The organism is Erwinia sp. S38 (genome assembly GCF_016624545.1).
GTDB lineage: Bacteria > Pseudomonadota > Gammaproteobacteria > Enterobacterales > Enterobacteriaceae > Erwinia > Erwinia coffeiphila.
In genome coordinates this window covers 53,987-71,227 of record NZ_JACVTS010000016.1, presented here as the reverse complement: position 1 = coordinate 71,227, position 17,241 = coordinate 53,987, and the positions used below count along the sequence as shown (strand labels likewise).

16 protein-coding genes are annotated in these 17,241 nt (G+C 55.8%); 12 read left to right on the top strand and 4 right to left on the bottom strand.

Translation table 11 applies throughout. The annotated features are described in order from the left end of the window. Nucleotides 1-73: 73 nt before the first annotated feature. Nucleotides 74-2,629 carry a peptidoglycan glycosyltransferase/peptidoglycan DD-transpeptidase MrcA gene (mrcA, locus tag IBT46_RS17800; RefSeq protein WP_200546739.1) on the bottom strand — a complete coding sequence of 852 codons (2,556 nt, stop codon included), beginning with the start codon at nt 2,627-2,629 and terminating at the stop codon, nt 74-76. A gap of 117 nt (nt 2,630-2,746) precedes the next feature. Between mrcA and pilM the strand changes: the two genes are divergently transcribed. The 12 genes from pilM to trpS all read left to right on the top strand — a co-directional run bounded on the left by pilM (nt 2,747) and on the right by trpS (nt 12,713). After that, nucleotides 2,747-3,574 carry a type IV pilus biogenesis protein PilM gene (gene pilM / locus IBT46_RS17795; RefSeq protein ID WP_200546738.1) on the top strand — a complete coding sequence of 276 codons (828 nt, stop codon included), beginning with the start codon at nt 2,747-2,749 and terminating at the stop codon, nt 3,572-3,574. Continuing rightward, a complete protein-coding gene (locus tag IBT46_RS17790; protein WP_200546737.1) occupies nt 3,574-4,119 on the top strand; it encodes a PilN domain-containing protein in 546 nt (181 codons plus the stop codon). The genes pilM and IBT46_RS17790 overlap by 1 nt, the downstream gene beginning before the upstream one ends. Further along, the gene (locus IBT46_RS17785; protein WP_200546736.1) at nt 4,112-4,609 is read left to right on the top strand and encodes a hypothetical protein; all 498 of its coding nucleotides are present in this window, start codon (nt 4,112-4,114) and stop codon (nt 4,607-4,609) included. Before IBT46_RS17790 ends, IBT46_RS17785 begins: the two co-directional genes overlap by 8 nt. After that, nucleotides 4,599-4,955, top strand: a complete 357-nt coding sequence (locus IBT46_RS17780; protein ID WP_200546735.1) for a HofP DNA utilization family protein — start codon at nt 4,599-4,601, stop codon at nt 4,953-4,955. The genes IBT46_RS17785 and IBT46_RS17780 overlap by 11 nt, the downstream gene beginning before the upstream one ends. Beyond that, nucleotides 4,918-6,162, top strand: a complete 1,245-nt coding sequence (gene hofQ, locus IBT46_RS17775) for a DNA uptake porin HofQ (RefSeq protein ID WP_200546734.1) — start codon at nt 4,918-4,920, stop codon at nt 6,160-6,162. The genes IBT46_RS17780 and hofQ overlap by 38 nt, the downstream gene beginning before the upstream one ends. A gap of 390 nt (nt 6,163-6,552) precedes the next feature. After that, entirely contained in the window at nt 6,553-7,074 is a 522-nt protein-coding gene (gene aroK / locus IBT46_RS17770; protein WP_105594039.1) for a shikimate kinase AroK, read from the top strand. 53 nt (nt 7,075-7,127) lie between these two features. After that, nucleotides 7,128-8,216, top strand: a complete 1,089-nt coding sequence (gene aroB, locus IBT46_RS17765) for a 3-dehydroquinate synthase (protein WP_200546733.1) — start codon at nt 7,128-7,130, stop codon at nt 8,214-8,216. A gap of 100 nt (nt 8,217-8,316) precedes the next feature. Next, nucleotides 8,317-9,318 carry an SPOR domain-containing protein gene (locus tag IBT46_RS17760; RefSeq protein WP_200546732.1) on the top strand — a complete coding sequence of 334 codons (1,002 nt, stop codon included), beginning with the start codon at nt 8,317-8,319 and terminating at the stop codon, nt 9,316-9,318. Between the two features lie 122 nt (nt 9,319-9,440). Next, nucleotides 9,441-10,259 carry an adenine-specific DNA-methyltransferase gene (dam, locus tag IBT46_RS17755; RefSeq protein WP_200546731.1) on the top strand — a complete coding sequence of 273 codons (819 nt, stop codon included), beginning with the start codon at nt 9,441-9,443 and terminating at the stop codon, nt 10,257-10,259. An 85-nt stretch (nt 10,260-10,344) separates the two neighbouring features. Then, nucleotides 10,345-11,031: a ribulose-phosphate 3-epimerase gene (rpe, locus tag IBT46_RS17750; protein WP_200546730.1), complete on the top strand. Its 687-nt coding sequence runs from the start codon at nt 10,345-10,347 to the stop codon at nt 11,029-11,031. Next, nucleotides 11,015-11,692: a phosphoglycolate phosphatase gene (locus IBT46_RS17745; protein ID WP_200546729.1), complete on the top strand. Its 678-nt coding sequence runs from the start codon at nt 11,015-11,017 to the stop codon at nt 11,690-11,692. The genes rpe and IBT46_RS17745 overlap by 17 nt, the downstream gene beginning before the upstream one ends. 16 nt (nt 11,693-11,708) lie before the next feature. Beyond that, nucleotides 11,709-12,713, top strand: a complete 1,005-nt coding sequence (trpS, locus tag IBT46_RS17740) for a tryptophan--tRNA ligase (RefSeq protein WP_200546728.1) — start codon at nt 11,709-11,711, stop codon at nt 12,711-12,713. A 46-nt stretch (nt 12,714-12,759) separates the two neighbouring features. On the opposite strand, the gene cysG is transcribed toward trpS, so the two are convergent. The 3 genes from cysG to nirB all read right to left on the bottom strand — a co-directional run bounded on the left by cysG (nt 12,760) and on the right by nirB (nt 17,067). Further along, complete coding sequence (cysG, locus tag IBT46_RS17735; RefSeq protein WP_200546727.1) at nt 12,760-14,121, bottom strand: siroheme synthase CysG; 1,362 nt, start codon at nt 14,119-14,121, stop codon at nt 12,760-12,762. A 67-nt stretch (nt 14,122-14,188) separates the two neighbouring features. Further along, nucleotides 14,189-14,536 carry a nitrite reductase small subunit NirD gene (gene nirD, locus IBT46_RS17730; protein ID WP_105594031.1) on the bottom strand — a complete coding sequence of 116 codons (348 nt, stop codon included), beginning with the start codon at nt 14,534-14,536 and terminating at the stop codon, nt 14,189-14,191. Then, nucleotides 14,533-17,067, bottom strand: coding sequence for a nitrite reductase large subunit NirB (nirB, locus tag IBT46_RS17725; protein WP_200546726.1), 2,535 nt, complete (start codon nt 17,065-17,067; stop codon nt 14,533-14,535). Before nirB ends, nirD begins: the two co-directional genes overlap by 4 nt. Nucleotides 17,068-17,241 lie beyond the last annotated feature (174 nt).

Here is a 17,241-nt window from a genome sequence, read left to right as displayed (position 1 = left end):
TCTGCTCTCTGTTCTGACCAAAAAAAAGAAGCCGGATTAATCCGGCTTCTTCGTTTTAAGGCGTTAATATCTGTCAGAACAGTTCGTGGGTTTCGCCATTATCCATCAGCGTGGTGCCCACATCATGTACCGAGTATTCAGTCGGCTGAGTACCGTCGATAAAGTACTCCTGGCGAGTGTTGCCTCCGCCATTGGCCAGCTTGCCGGTGCTGCGATCGATGGTCACCGACACGATACCTTCCGGTGGCGTAAGCGGCTGTACCGGTACGCCATCCAGCGCTGACTGCATATACTCATCCCAGGCCGGTTGGGCACTCTTCGCTCCGCCTTCATAGCCGGAAATCTGATCTTTAATGGCTCCGGAAGCCGTCGTACGACCCAGATCGCGGCGATGATCGTCAAAACCTATCCATACCGACGTTACAACGCCCGGACCGTAGCCAGAGAACCAGGCATCCTTCGAACTGTTGGTGGTCCCGGTTTTTCCGCCGATGTCGTTACGCTTCAGATCGCGCCCGGCACGCCAGCCGGTCCCCATCCAACCCGGTTCACCAAAGATGTTTGAGTTCAGTGCGCTCTTGATCAGGAACGACAGCGGGGTATTGATGACGTGCGGTGCGTACTGCTGCTCGCCGTCCTGCTGAACCTGCTGCTGTGTTACCTGTTCCAGCTGAGGCTGCGGTACGGCATCGGTTTTCCCTTCCTGCGAAACCGCGACGTTTTCCACGCTGTCTTCGCTCAGTGCGACGGCTTTTTGCGTTTCACCGTAGATAACCGGCAGATTGCACTCCGGGCAGGCTACTTTTGGTTTTGCTTCAAACACCTTATCGCCCGCTTCATTTTCAATACGAGTGATGAAGTAAGGGTCAACCAGGAAGCCGCCGTTGGCCATTACCGAATAGCCGCGCACCATTTGTAACGGCGTGAAGGATGCGGAACCCAGCGCCAGTGACTCGGTATGGACAATGTTTTGCGACGGGAAACCAAAGCGCTGTAGGTATTCTGCCGCATAGTCAACGCCCATCGCGCGCATGGCACGAACCATCACCACGTTTTTCGACTCGCCCAGCCCCTGACGCAGACGAATCGGGCCAGCGTAGGTGTTGGGTGAGTTCTTGGGACGCCAGTCGGCACCGGCACCGGCATCCCAGCGGGAAATCGGCAGGTCATTCAGGATCGACGCCAGCGTCAGCCCGCGATCCATCGCGGCCGTATAGAGGAACGGTTTGATGTTCGAGCCCACCTGGCGCAGTGCCTGGGTGGCGCGGTTGAACTTGCTCAGGGTGAAATCAAATCCACCGACCAGCGCCCGCACCGAACCGTCATGGGGATCGAGTGAGACCAGCGATGAGTTAACGTCAGGCACCTGCGACAGCATCCAGCCGTTGTCCGCCTGGCGAACCCAAATCTGCTGGCCCGGCTGCAGGACCTGATTCACGGCACGTGGGGTTGCACCCTGCAACGTATCGGACTTGAACGGACGTGCCCAACGTACGGCATCCAGATTCAGATCCGTGGTGCTGCCGTCGCGCATCTGCACCGTTGCGGAATCGCTGTTGCTCTGCGTGACGACCGCCGGGAACAGCGGGCCGTATACCGGCAGGGACTTCAGCGTTTTCAGAATTTCCGTTTTGCCCCAGGCCGGTTCACCGGCTTTCCACAGTTCGCTGGCCGGGCCGCGATAGCCGTGGCGCATATCGTAAGCCAGCACGTTATCCTGAACTGACTTTTGCGCCGCCAGCTGCAGCTTGCGGGTGACGGTGGTATAGACCTTGTAGCCGTCGTTATAGGCATCTTCACCGTACTGTTTCACCATCTCCTGGCGCACCATTTCGGTCAGATACGGGGCAGAGAAAGCAATTTCCGGCGCGTGATAGTTTGCCACCAGCGGGGTATTGCGGGCCTCGTCATACTGCGACTGGGTGATGTAATGCTGGTCCAGCATACGTGCCAGCACGGTATTACGGCGCTGCACGGCACGTTCATGGGAGTAAAGCGGGTTGAAGGTTGACGGTGCTTTTGGCAGACCGGCAATCATCGCCATTTCACTCAGGGACAGCTGATCGATATTTTTACCGAAGTAAACCTGAGCCGCAGCACCCACGCCGTATGCGCGATAGCCGAGGTAGATTTTGTTCAGGTAAAGCTCAAGGATCTCATCTTTGCTCATCATCTGTTCGATGCGAACGGCAAGAAAGACCTCTTTGATTTTGCGCAGCAGGGTTTTTTCCGGGCTGAGGAAAAAGTTACGCGCCAGCTGCTGAGTAATGGTACTGGCACCCTGTGAGGCATGACCGGATACCAGCGCGATGCTGGCAGCACGGAAAATACCGATCGGGTCGACACCGTGATGCTCATAAAAACGGCTATCTTCGGTGGCGATAAACGCCTTCACCATCGTTGGGGGGATTTGTTGCAGGGTCAGCGGGATACGGCGTTTTTCGCCGTACTGCGCGATAAGCTCGTTATCGGCACTGTAGACCTGCATTGGCGTCTGCAGACGCACATCTTTCAGCGTGGCAACGTCAGGAAGCTGCGGCTCTATGTATTTGTATAAACCATAGATCGAGCCGGCTCCCAGCAAGATGCAACACACTGCAAGGATCAATAAATACTTTACGAACTTCACCTGATATTTCCCATTAAGAGTCGATTGGGCAGTTTATAAACAATCGCGCGGTAGTATAAAGGCAAGCCAGTACCTTGGATACGTCCTTTTGTAACTGACGATAAGGAGATTTCGTCAATGGCTTTTCAGACATGGCAGGTCGGGTTGGATATACAAAACGGGCAGCTCTGCGCCATCGCTATCCAGCGCCGCCGCAACGGCTGGCAGCTGCGCCACTGGTGGCAGCATACGTTGCCGCAAGATACGTTAAGAAATGGCCTGGTGCAACGGCCAGAGATCCTCATCTCCATTTTGCAGCGCTGGCGCAGGCTGCTGCCATCAAGGATTGCGCTGCGCGTAGGATTCCCGCCCCAGCTGGTGATGCAGCGGCAGCTGAGCCTGCCCGCTACACACCTGCGTGAAGCCGCGCGTAGTGACTATATTCACGCGGCGGCAAAGCGTTTTTTCCCGATTGAACCGGAAGCACTGGCGCTGGATTTTCGTCTGAGCGACGGGGGCGAAAACCAGCTGACGTTAACCGCAACCCGCCGGGAAGCGCTACAGGGCTGGCTGGACTGCCTGCAGCAGGTTGGGCTGATTCCTGATGTGATTGACCTGACGCCATCGGCGCTCTCCGTGCTGGCCCGGGCACTGATGCTGGCACCCGATGCTTCGCTGGTTCATCGGCTGAGTGACCACTGGCTGTGGTATTCACCACAGCATGCTGAGCGCCCCTGGGGATGGTGCCCGCGGGAAGATATTGCGGATTTTTCTGCACTGCAGCAGCGTTACCTGCCGCCGCAGAGCGCGGTTTGGTACAGCTCTGCGCTGGATGATGCGCCGCCGCAAGGGACCATGGCGCTTTCCCCCTTTGCCGCCTTGCAATTCCTTCAGCCGCCGCTGCCGGTCTGCGGTGGGGCTTATACCATTGCAGCAGGGCTGGCAATGCGCCCAGAGGATCGCTGATGGTCTGTATTAATCTGATGCCCTGGCGAGACCGCCGACAGCGGCAGCAGTGGCAGAAATGGCGGCTGTCGGGAGCGCTGATGCTGGCGCTGATTCTCCTCGGTATGCAAAACGGATACTGGCAGCAGCGGCTTAATCATCAGCGAGCGGAGCTGCTCAGCTTATGGCCTGCCGTACAGCAGGATGTTGCTGCTCTGCACAATCGTACTCTGGCGGCGCAAAAGCGGCTCGATCAGCTGAGAGAGTTACAACGACAGCAAATGTTACAGCGGCAGGATCTTTCCCGATGGTCGGCGTTTATCCAGCGGCTGAGTGCGGAAATCCCGCCGAATATCTGGCTGAGCGGCCTGAAGAAGCACCAGCAGAGCGTTTCACTTAAGGGGTTCAGCCGCAGCATCGCCGAACTTCATCATTTTCGCGACCGGCTGCATCAGCAACAGGAAATACCGTCCGTAAAGCTTGGCGCTCTTCGTCGTGAGCCGTCTGCCGATGTGAGTTTCAGCATGCAACTCACGCTGGGTAACAAGGATGGGAACAATGAGTAATCGCTGGCTGGCGGGGTGGCTGGAAGCGGATATCCGGCTTCGCATGTTCAGCGTTATCGGCGTGGGGGCACTGATGGCACTGCTGATGTGGCAGTTCTGGCTATACCCGGCCTGGCAAAAATCGCACCAGCTGGACAAACAGGCTGACGAGTCTGTATCTCGCTATCAGCAGCGAATTGCGGTACTGCGCCGTCTGCCGCCGCTTTCAACGCTGGAACAACAGATTGAACTGCTGGGTGCGCAGGCTGCTGTGGAAGATAACCACCATTTCTCTTTACCTGCACTGCTGGCAGCCTGCGGCGGGGAGCTTGAACACTGGCAACCGAATGAACGCGGCGGTGAACTGTCGATTTCTCTTCGCTGGCAGCAGTTTACCGATCTTCTCGGCTATCTGATGACGTTGAGACCGGCGGTAACGATCCCTTTGATGACGCTACAGGGGCAATCTCCACGGTTACATTTGCTGATTCAACTTCATTATGAAATTTAGCGCACTGCTGTTTTTACTTCTGGCGATGGATGTCGGGGCAAGGGACCCGTTTTTACCCGCCGGTGCGGGGCGTTGCCCGGCAGGCAATGCGGTTTCGGTGCCGTGGCGGCTTCAGGGCATTATCGGGCGGCCAGATCGCTTTGAGGGCTGGCTGATCTCTCTTTCAGGAAAGCGGTTGCACGTCAGCGTTAACGATTGGCCTGCCGGTGCGGGGTGGCAGGTTAAGCATATCGATCTGCGAGGCATCACCCTGACAGATGAAGAGGCCTGCCATCCACCGCAGAAGCTGACATTTAAAGGAGAACATCTTGTTAAGGAAAATCGCGTGGGGGCTGATTCTGGTTAGCGGGTTGTGCAGAGGCGCAGCGCCCATCTCTCTGGCATTTGAAGATGCACCGATAGGCCAGGTATTACAGGCTCTGGCAGAGTACCAGCAGCTGAACCTGATGGTGGCTCCTGAAGTAGACGGTTCGCTGACGCTGCGGCTGCACGATGTTCCATGGCAGCAGGCACTGGAGCTGGTGATGAAAATGGGCAGGCTCAGTATTGAACGGGAAGGCAACGTGATGCTGGTGTTCCCGGAAGAGCGTGAACAGGAGAAACAGCAGCGTGCAGAGGCAGAGCGGGAAGCCGCAGAGCTGAACAGCCCGCTGCATACGAAGACGGTGATGTTCAAATATGCCGATGCTGCTGCGTTAAATACCAGCCTGCAAAATGAGCGCAGCAGGCTGATGACCGCACGTGGCAGCGTGACCTTAGATACCCGTACCAATGCGCTTTTACTTCGCGATACCCAGAAGGCGCTGGATCAAACCATCCGCTGGCTGCAGCAGCTGGACGTGCCGCTGGAACAGGTTGAGATTGCTGCGCAGATTGTCACTATCAGCGAGGAGAGCCTGCGTGAGCTGGGGGTGAACTGGGGGCTGAATGGCGAAGAGCAGGTCGCCGGTGCGCTGCGCGCCAGCCAGCTTCGCGTGGATCTTGGCGTTACGCGCCCTGCAGGTATGCTGGGATTGACCCTGGCGAAGCTGGATGGCCGGCTGCTGGATCTGGAATTAAGCGCGCTGGAACGCGAACACCAGGCTGATATTATCGCCAGTCCGCGGTTGTTCACTTCCCATCAGCAAACGGCCAGCATTAAGCAGGGAACCGAGATCCCTTACGAAGTGGCTACCGGTAATAGTGGTTCAACGACCATGGAATTTAAGGAAGCGGTGCTTGGGATGGAAGTGACGCCCGTAGTTCAGGGTAACGGCCGGATTTTACTGAAGCTGCACATCAGCCAGAATGTGCCGGGCCGCACCATGCGCAGCGGTGAAAACGAGGTGCTGACGATTGATAAGCAGGAAATCGATACGCAGGTGGCGCTAAAGGACGGGCAGACGCTGGCGCTGGGGGGGATTTTCCAGCAGCAGAGTGCCACCGGGCAGACTCGGATTCCGCTACTGGGGGAAATTCCGTTGCTGGGTGGGCTGTTCCGTCACAGCGTACGGGAGCAGAAAAGGAGAGAATTAGTGATCTTCATCACACCTCGGCTAATTCGAAGTGATTAAGGATTTTTGCGACAAAAAACATAGGCAGTATGTTTTTTCCTGAATTGGTTACGGTTGCGTTTGACGCAAGGGCTGAATTAGCTTACAAGGTTTAGCGATTTTGAATATCAGGCCTGTGGCCTTAAGTAGCGAATGCATTTTAACCGTTTTTTATCGCGCGCAAACGGCGTAGCCGATGCAACCATATCCGGCTGATAAATGAAGCGGACTGAAACGTGCCAGATTACTGCGTGCAATGAGCAAGGTAAATTTAATCGGTTGCCAAAACCCCTTCAGTGTTGAGATAATTTTTCGTCTGACTCTCGCACTTTAGCTCATGAGGTTTCAGTTCATGTCCTGTCTGGTTTAGGCGGGGTATCATCCACGAATTGTCTTAGTAATACCGAAAAAATGGCAGAGAAACGCAATATCTTTCTGGTTGGGCCTATGGGTGCCGGCAAAAGCACTATTGGGCGTCAGTTGGCTCAGCAACTCAATATGGAATTTTTCGATTCCGATCAAGAAATTGAGCGACGTACCGGAGCGGATGTAGGCTGGGTTTTCGACGTTGAAGGCGAAGAAGGCTTCCGCGATCGCGAAGAAAAAATTATTAATGAACTCACTGAAAAGCAGGGCATTGTGCTGGCGACAGGTGGCGGTTCCGTCAAATCTCGTGAAACGCGCAATCGTCTTTCTGCTCGCGGTGTAGTCGTTTATCTTGAAACCACTATCGAGAAACAGCTGGCACGGACACAGCGCGACAAAAAGCGCCCGCTGTTGCAGGTTGATTCTCCACCACGTGAAGTGCTTGAAGCATTAGCTGGCGAACGCAATCCAATGTATGAGGAGATTGCCGACGTGACAATTCGCACTGACGATCAGAGCGCGAAAGTGGTGGCTAACCAAATTATCAACATGTTGGAAAAGAGCTGATTAATGCTCTGATTGTTCGCCTGCGGGCAAAGCAGAAAAGGTGATACAGCGTCATGGAGAGGATTACCGTTACTCTTGGGGAACGTAGCTACCCCATCACTATCGCCGCCGGATTGTTTGCAGATCCGGCTTCTTTTTGGCCGCTTAAGGCTGGCGATATGGCCATGCTGGTGACAAACCAAACGCTGGCCCCTCTTTACCTTGATGCAATGCGCAAGCGCCTTGAAGGGGCTGGCGTGGTTGTCGATCAGGTGATCCTGCCCGATGGCGAACAGTTTAAAAGTCTGGCCGTTATGGACCAAGTCTTCACCGCTCTGTTAGAAAAACCTCATGGCCGCGATACGACCCTCATCGCACTGGGTGGTGGTGTTATTGGCGATCTGACGGGATTTGCCGCAGCCAGCTATCAGCGTGGCGTGCGTTTTATCCAGGTCCCTACCACACTGTTGGCACAGGTAGACTCTTCCGTTGGCGGTAAAACCGCCGTTAACCATCCACTGGGCAAGAATATGATTGGGGCGTTTTATCAGCCCGCTGCAGTGGTGGTTGATCTGGATTGTCTGAAGACGCTACCGTCACGTGAGCTCTCTTCCGGGCTGGCGGAAGTGATCAAATATGGCATCATTCTTGACGGCGAATTCTTCAGCTGGCTTGAAGAGAATCTGGATGCGCTACTGGCTCTGGATGGCAGCGCAATGGCGTACTGTATTCGCCGCTGTTGTGAGCTGAAAGCCGAAGTGGTCGCCGCCGATGAGCATGAACACGGGCTGCGGGCGTTGCTGAATTTAGGCCACACCTACGGTCACGCGATTGAAGCGCATATGGGCTATGGTAATTGGTTGCACGGTGAAGCAGTCTCTGCCGGAATGGTGATGGCGGCACGAAATGCCGAACGTCTTGGGCAGTTCGACCCGGCGGATACCGACCGTATTATCGCACTGTTACAGCGCGCCGGATTGCCGGTCAATGGCCCTGAAAGTATGGCTGCTGAAGACTATTTGCCACATATGATGCGTGATAAGAAAGTGTTGGCAGGTAAACTACGTCTGGTGTTGCCTCTCGCTATCGGTAAAGCCGAAGTGCGCAGCGGAGTACCGCATGATATGGTGCTGGCATCCATTCAGGATTGCCAAAAGCCTTGACTCTTAATGTTATTATCAGATCGGCCTGATGGCTGCTATTCTGAAGTTATCGCCTTTCAAAGGATGTGAACGGCGTAACCGCTCTATGGGAGGAGGCTAAATGGACGAGTTTAAACCGGAAGACGAGTTGAAACCTGACACCAGCGACCGCCGACCACCGCGGTCGCGCAAAACGTCTTCACTACCGAAAGTCCCGGTTTCACGTCAGCATATGATGATGGGCGTGGGTATTCTGGTGCTGCTGCTCCTGGTGCTGGGTATTGGTTCAGCGTTGAAAACCCCGGATGCGCCGGGTGGCCAGACGGCTAACCAGCCTGCTTCTGGTGGGAGCTCCGGCGGTGAAAAGAATATCGATCTTTCCGGCACGTCTTCCATGAGCGGGCAGACCGCTGGGCAGCCGTCTTCTGAAAGCCAGCCGAACGCCGCTGGTCAAACGTCGTCCCCACAGGAACTTAGCGCTCCGCAAATTTCATCGACGCCGACTGAAGCTGCACCGTTGCAGACACCACAGAATCAACAGCGCGTTGAGCTGCCTGGTGACCTTAACAACGCCCTGAACAATCAGCAGGGGCAAGTTGATGCGGCTTCTCAGGCCGGGATCGGTTCGTCTTCGTTACCTACCGGGCAGGCTACTGTTGGGGGTTCCGGCAGCAAACCTGCTGCGACCAAAACTGCCAATGTTCCGCATCAAAACGCCGTGCCGCAGAATAAACCTGCTGCCGTACACAGCAAACCTTCAGCGGCTAAGCCGGTAGTTAAGGAAAGTAAGCCTTCCGCGACCGCCAGCCATAGTGCTGCACCGCGAGCTCAAACACCGACCAGCGTTTCCAGTGCGGCTAAACCCGGTGGTAACTACACGTTACAGCTGAGCAGTGCCTCGCGATCTGACACGTTAAACGCATGGGCAAGAAAACAGAACCTGAGCGGCTATCACGTGTATCAGACAACGCGTAACGGGCAACCCTGGTATGTCCTGGTTAGTGGCTCCTATAATACGACCGCTGATGCGAAACGCGCAGTGGCATCACTGCCTGCTGAAGTACGAGCTCAGAATCCCTGGGTAAAACCGGTGAGCCAGGTTAAAAAAGAAGCAGGAAATTAATCCCGTGCCGGGGTAACCCGGCTATTCATGAAGTGTGAGTGTGTGACGACACGCAGACCTTTTAAAGCGCAGATATGCTGTCGGTGTAGCCACAGCCTGATGAGTAAAAAATTAACGACGGCATGAAAAAGAATCGCGCTTTTCTTAAGTGGGCAGGCGGCAAGTATCCATTACTTGACGATATTAGACGCCATCTGCCAGAAGGTGATTGCCTGATCGAGCCGTTTGTCGGTGCCGGATCGGTATTCCTTAACACCCACTATCCAAGCTATATCCTTGCTGATATCAATAGCGACCTGATCAACCTGTACAATATTGTCAAGGAACGTCCCCAGGCTTTTGTTGAGGATGTGCGTAAGCTGTTTACAATTGAGTCGAATGACTCAGTCGTCTACTACGCCAGGCGGCAGGAGTTCAACCTCAGCCAGGACCCGTATCGCCGGGCGATGCTGTTTCTGTATCTTAATCGTCACTGCTACAACGGCCTGTGTCGGTATAACCTGCGCGGCGAATTCAACGTGCCGTTTGGCAGCTATCGTAAACCTTATTTCCCTGAAGCCGAGCTGTTCTGGTTTGCCGAACGTGCGCAGAATGCCACCTTTGTTTGTGAATCTTATGATGTTACCCTGGCTAAGGCGAAGACGGGCTCGGTAGTTTATTGCGATCCGCCGTATGCCCCTCTTTCGGCTACCGCTAAGTTTACGGCTTATCACACGAACAGCTTCAGCCTGCGCGAACAGCAGCATCTTGCCGAGCTGGCTTCTACGCTGTCACAGGACAGTAGTATTACGGTGCTGATTTCTAACCATGATACGCCGCTCACGCGGAACTGGTATCAGGGAGCGGTACTGCATGAGATTGAGGTACGCCGCTCGATTAGCCGCAGTGGCAACACGCGGAGTAAAGTGAGTGAATTACTGGCGCTCTATGCTGGCCGGTGAACAACAATGATCTGACCCTTTGGCCCGGGCGGCAGTCGCATCGGCTGCCGCCACGGCTATCAGGGGTTTAGCCTGGGAGAAACGGATGAAACAGTTTTTAATCGCCCCATCAATCCTTGCAGCAGATTTTGCCCGCCTGGGTGAAGATACGGCGAAGGCGCTGGCTGCCGGTGGTGATGTGATACATTTCGATGTGATGGATAATCATTACGTTCCCAACCTGACGATGGGACCGATGGTCTTAAAAGCCCTGCGCGATTATGGCATTACTGCGCCAATCGATGTGCATCTGATGGCTAAGCCGGTCGATCGTCTGATCCCTGATTTTGCCAAAGCGGGCGCTAACTACATCACCTTCCACCCTGAAGCCTCTGAACACGTCGATCGCACGCTGCAGCTTATCAAAGAGCACGGCTGTAAAGCGGGCCTGGTGCTGAATCCGGCTACGCCACTCAGCATTCTTGAGTACGTGATGGATAAACTGGACATTATTCTGCTGATGTCGGTAAATCCAGGCTTCGGCGGCCAGTCGTTTATTCCCGGCACGTTGAACAAGCTGCGTGAGGTTCGTAAGCTGATTGACGACAGCGGCTACGATATCCGCCTTGAAGTCGATGGTGGCGTGAAGGTCGATAACATTGGCGAAATTGCAGCGGCCGGTGCCGATATGTTTGTGGCCGGTTCAGCAATTTTTGGTCATCCCGATTACAAGAAAGTGATCGACGATATGCGCACTGAACTGGACAAATCCCGCCATGGCTCATTTCACTGATATTCGCGCACTGGCATTCGATCTCGACGGTACGCTGGTGGACAGCGCACCTGGGCTGGCGAGCGCGGTTGATGCAGCCTTAACCGAGCTGCAGCTTCCTGCGGCAGGCGTTGAGCGTGTTGCGACCTGGATTGGTAACGGTGCAGACATTCTTATCGAGCGCGCCCTGAACTGGGCGCAGGGCCACGCCCCGCGTGAAGAGGCGCTGCGTGAAGCGCGTATTCTGTTTGATAAGCATTATGCCGACACCGTAGAAAGCGGTAGCCTGCTCTATCCCCATGTGCAGGAGACGCTGGCAAAGCTGGCGGCACAGAATCTGCCAATGGCGATCGTCACGAATAAACCGACGCCGTTTGTCGCACCGCTGTTGCAGTCTTTAGGTATAGCGGACTACTTCTCGCTGGTTATCGGCGGAGATGACGTCGCCGCCAAAAAACCGCATCCTGCGCCGCTGTTTATGGTATTGGGAAAATTTGGTCTGCTACCCGGTGAGTTGCTGTTTGTAGGGGACTCCCGCAATGATATTCTGGCGGCACAGGCGGCAGGATGTCCCTGTATCGGCATGAATTACGGCTACAACTACGGTGAGCCCGTAGCCACCAGTCAGCCTGACATCACGCTCGATCACTTTAACGATTTAATGCCCGCGTTAGGGCTGTAATTATCAGGACGGAAACATGAGTAAACCCATTGTATTTAGCGGCGCACAGCCTTCAGGTGAACTGACCATCGGTAACTATATGGGAGCGCTGCGTCAGTGGGTACAGATGCAGGATGACTATCACTGTGTTTACTGCATCGTTGACCTGCACGCGATCACTGTACGCCAGGACCCCGTCGCGCTGCGTAAGGCAACGCTGGATACGCTGGCGCTATACCTTGCCTGTGGGATCGACCCGCAGAAAAGCACTATCTTTGTGCAGTCGCACGTGCCGGAGCACACTCAGCTGGGCTGGATTCTTAACTGTTACACCTACTTCGGTGAACTGAGCCGTATGACCCAGTTCAAGGACAAGTCCGCGCGCTATGAAGAGAACATTAACGCCGGGCTGTTTGATTATCCGGTGCTGATGGCGGCAGATATTCTGCTGTATCAGACCAACCAGGTGCCGGTGGGTGAAGATCAGAAGCAGCATCTGGAGCTGAGCCGTGACGTTGCCGCACGCTTTAACGCCATCTACGGTGATATCTTCAAGGTTCCTGAGCCGTTTATTCCGAAATCAGGTGCGCGCGTGATGTCGCTGCTGGAACCGACCAAGAAAATGTCCAAATCTGATGATAACCGTAATAACGTCGTCGGCCTGCTGGAAGATCCGAAGTCGGTGGTGAAAAAAATTAAGCGTGCGATGACCGATGGCGATGAGCCACCTGTCGTACGTTACGATGTGAAAAACAAACCGGGTGTCTCTAACCTGCTGGATATTCTGGCGGGCGTAACCGGTAAGTCCGTCTCCGATCTGGAAAAAGAGTTCGACGGTCAGATGTATGGTCACCTGAAAGGGGCCGTGGCGGATGCGGTATCCGGTATGCTGAGCGAGCTGCAGGAGCGCTATCATCGTTATCGCAACGATGAAGCCTTCCTCGATCAGATTATGCGTGACGGTGCGGCGAAAGCCCGTGCCCGTGCGCAGGAAACCCTGAAAAAGGTTTACGCTGCCGTCGGTTTCGTCGCCCAGCCGTAATCCTGAATATAAAAACGGGTGGCTTCAGGCCACCCGTTTTTGTTTGTCAAAACCAGTTCAGCTGCTCGCGCAGCGCCACCACCTCTCCAATAATAATCAGCGCCGGGCTTTCCACTTCTTCAGCCAGTTCAGCCAGCTCAGCCAGTGAACCCGTGACCACACGCTGTCGCGTTGACGTGCCGTTTTCTACCAGTGCGACCGGCATCTCCGGTGACATGCCGTGTTTGATTAGCTGCTGACGAATTTCTGCCGCCTGGGTCAGCCCCATATAAAATACCAGGGTTTGCCGCTCTGCGGCCAGATGCTGCCACTCCAGCTCGCCGTTTTGCTGCAGGTGGCCGGTGACCAGCCGTACGCTCTGTGCGTAGTCACGGTGGGTCAGCGGAATGCCGCTGTAGGCCGAACAGCCCGATGCGGCAGTGATACCTGGCACCACGGAGAAGGGGATATCGGCCCCCTGTAGGGCCTCCAGCTCTTCCGCACCGCGGCCGAAGATAAACGGATCGCCGCCTTTGAGACGAACCACCCGTTTGCCGCTTTGCGCCTGCTGGAGCAGGATCTGGTTGATTTCGTGCTGGGGAACGCAGTGGTGCCCCGCGCGTTTACCGACAAAGATGCGCTCAGCATCGCGCCGCGCCAGGGCTAGCACCTCATCGGACACCAGCCGATCGTAAACCACCACGTCGGCCTGCTGGATCTGTTGCAGTCCTTTCAGGGTTAGCAGCCCGGCATCACCCGGACCGGCGCCGACCAGCACCACTTCGCCCCGCTGCTCCAGCGGTTCGGTAAATAACTGTTCGCTCAGCCGCTCTACCTGCTGGCTGTCGCCGTTGGCCAGCGACTGCGCCAGCCGCTGATGGTTAAACAGTTTTTCCCAGAAGCGGCGGCGCTGCCCGCTGCTGAACTGCTGTTTAACCCGCTGCCGCTGAGCACCGCCCCACGCTGCAAGCCTGCCAAGATGCAGCGGCAGCAGGGCTTCCAGCTTTTCACGCAGCATCCGGGCCATGACCGGTGCATTCCCGCCGGAAGAGACGGCGATCATCAGCGGAGACCGATCGATAATCGACGGCATAATGCAGCTGGCGCTCTGCGGCGCATCGACTACGTTGCAGAACATCCGCCGCGCGTCGGCACTCTGGCTGACCCGCTGGTTCAGCGCCTCATCGTCGGTGGCGGCAATCACCAGCCAGCAGTCATCCAGCAGCGACGGGCTAAACGGATTGGTAATCAGCGTGGCTTTACCCGCCTGCTGCCAGAGCTGGAACTGCGGTGAAAACTCACGGGCGCAGACGCGCAGGCGGGCACCGCTCGCCAGCAGCAGATGGGCTTTACGCTCGGCGACGTCGCCACCGCCAACCAGCAGGCAGGGTTTATCACGCAGCTGACAGAACAGAGGAAGAAAATCCATAAAGACTCACAAAAGAAAACGGCAGGATGGCCGCATGCGAAGGTGCGTGCGGCCGGTAAGGGATGTGTCAGGCGGCGGAGGTTTCCGCCGCAAGGTTTATCTCAATCATTCCGTGACTGATCCGAGCCGGATAGCTCGGAACTGAGTGGCCTTCATCTTCCATGCACAGGCCATCGCGCAGGCGGAAACGCTGTTTTTTCAGCGGACTGGCCACCCACAGCTCCTGCTGGTGCTCGGCGATGATACCGCGCGACAGCACGCTGGCGTGGGCAAACGGGTCGATATTGCTTAACGCGAACACCTGCTCATCTTCACCCGGGCGGAAAATGGCAATCTGCTGGCTACCAACCAGCGCGCAAACGCCGGTTGCGGGCAGAATACTGGTCAACGGGCAAATCTCCTGCCACTGGCTCATACATTTTCCTCCAGTTGGATAATCTCAATGCGTTCCTGCACCCGAGCAGGACGATGCTGCTCGCGTTCCGGCACCATCTGCACCAGCGGATCGCGTGCGCTGCTGTTAACAAAGTGGGCAAAGCGAGCGCGCTGCTGCGCATCATTAACCGTTTCAGTCCACTCGCAAACCACCTGCGCGCGCAGACGATTGATTTCTTCTTCCAGCTGCGCGTTGATACCCAGTTTGTCGTGAATCACCACCTGCCGCAGATAGTCGATACCGCCTTCCAGATTATCCAGCCACACCGAAGTGCGTTGAAGCTTATCGGCGGTGCGGATATAGAACATCATAAAGCGGTCCAGATAGTGCATCAGCGTATCGCGGTCGAGATCGGCAGCCAGCAGCTCGGCATGGCGAGGCTTCATGCCGCCGTTACCACAGACGTAAAGGTTCCAGCCTTTTTCGGTGGCGATAATTCCCACGTCTTTACCCTGTGCTTCGGCACACTCGCGGGTACAGCCGGAAACGCCGAATTTCATCTTGTGCGGCGTACGGATGCCTTTGTAGTGATTTTCCAACTCGACGCCGAAGCCGACACTGTCGCCGACGCCGAAACGACACCAGGTGCTGCCCACGCAGGTTTTCGCCATGCGTAGCGCTTTGGCGTAGGCGTGACCGGTTTCAAACCCGGCGGCAATCAGCTGCTCCCAGATGACCGGCAGATCGTCCTGCTGTGCGCCAAACAGGCCAATACGCTGTGAACCGGTGATTTTGGTGTACAGGTTGTACTGACGGGCAACGTTGCCGATCGCCATCAGACCCTCTGGCGTGATCTCACCGCCCGCCGAGCGAGGGATAATCGAGTAGGTGCCGTCCTTCTGAATATTACCGAGGAACAGGTCGTTACTGTCCTGCAATGGCGTATGTTCCGGCTTCAGCACATATTCATTCCAGCAGGATGCCAGCAGCGATCCCACCGTTGGCTTACACACTTCACAGCCGTAGCCTTTGCCATATTTGTTAATCAGCTGATTAAACGACCGGATGTTATTGACGTGGATCAGGTGATACAGCTCCTGGCGTGACCACGGGAAGTGTTCGCACAGATGATGGTTTACCTCGATGCCCTGGCGGCTCAGTTCCGCATTCAGCACCTGAGTGATCAGCGGGATACAGCCACCACAGCCGGTCCCGGCTTTGGTTTCCGCTTTCAGCGCGGCAACGCTGTGACAGCCGTTTTGTACCGCCTGCACGATTGTGCCTTTGGTGACGTCAAAGCAGGAGCAGATCTGCGCGCTGTCCGGTAGCGATTCAACGCCAATCGACGGTTTTGCTCCGGCGTGTTCAGGCAGAATCAGTCCATCCGGATTGGCCGGCAGTTCGATCGCATTCAGCGCCAGCTGCAGCAGGTTGCCATAGTCGCTGGTGTCGCCTACCAGCACCGCGCCCAGCAGCGTTTTGTTATCCGCGCTGACGATCAGGCGTTTATAGACTTCTTTACTCTCATCGAGATAAACGTAGCTGCGTGCGCCGGGCGTCCGCCCGTGGGCATCGCCGATACCGCCCACGTCCACGCCCAGCAGCTTGAGCTTGGCGCTCATGTCCGCGCCTTCGAAGTGGCTGCTGCCGCCTAACAGATGGTCGGCGGCGATTTGCGCCATTTTATAGCCCGGTGCGACCAGACCATAGACATGCTCACGCCATGACGCACACTCACCGATGGCATAGATATCCGCATCGCTGGTCTGGCAGCTGTCGTTAATCACCACGCCACCGCGCGTACCGGTGGCCAGATTGCACTGTTTCGCCAGCGCATCCTGCGGGCGGATGCCGGTGGAGAAGACGATAAAATCGACCTCAAGCTGGCTGTCATCGGCAAACTGCAGGGTTTTACCTCTCGGAGCATGGTGCACAATCTGCCGGGTATTTTTCCCGGTATGCACCTGCACGCCGATGCTCTCGATTATACGCCTTAGCTGCTCGCCGCCCATACGGTCGAGCTGTTCGGCCATCAGTACCGGGGCAAATTCGATAACGTGGGTTTCAATACCGAGGTTTTTCAGTGCGCCAGCGGCTTCCAGGCCCAGCAGACCGCCGCCGACGACCGCACCGCGTTTGCTGCGGCGGGCACAGGCTTCAATGCCGTTCAGATCTTCAATCGTGCGGTAAACGAAACAGTCTGCACCTTCCGCACCGGGGATCGGTGGCACCCACGGGCGTGAACCGGTAGCCAGCACCAGCTTGTCATAGGGCACCAGGCGGCCGCTGTTGGCGTGAATGACTTTCTCTTCGCGGTTAATCAGGATAGCGCGCTCACCAATCAGGATATTGATGCCGTGTTTCTGGTAATAACCTTCCCGCACCAGCGACAGCTCTTCAGCGGTGTGGTGAGAGAAGTAAGCGGAAAGGTGGACCCTGTCGTAGGCCACGCGAGGTTCTTCGCAAAAGACAGTGATCTCAAACTGTCCGGGCTGTGACTTTTCCACCAGTTCTTCGATCAGGCGGTGGCCGACCATACCGTTGCCAATGATGGCGAGTTTGATACTCATGCTTTGCCTCATTAATAAGATTCTGATCGTACGATAACCTCTCGGATATCGAGGTTATTGATGTGTATCAATCCCCCCCGGCAAATACCCATTAGTGGGTAGGCGGCAGAAAAAATGTTAGCTACATAACATTATGAAATCATAGCTTTTATGATTTTTAACGTGAGAGGAAAG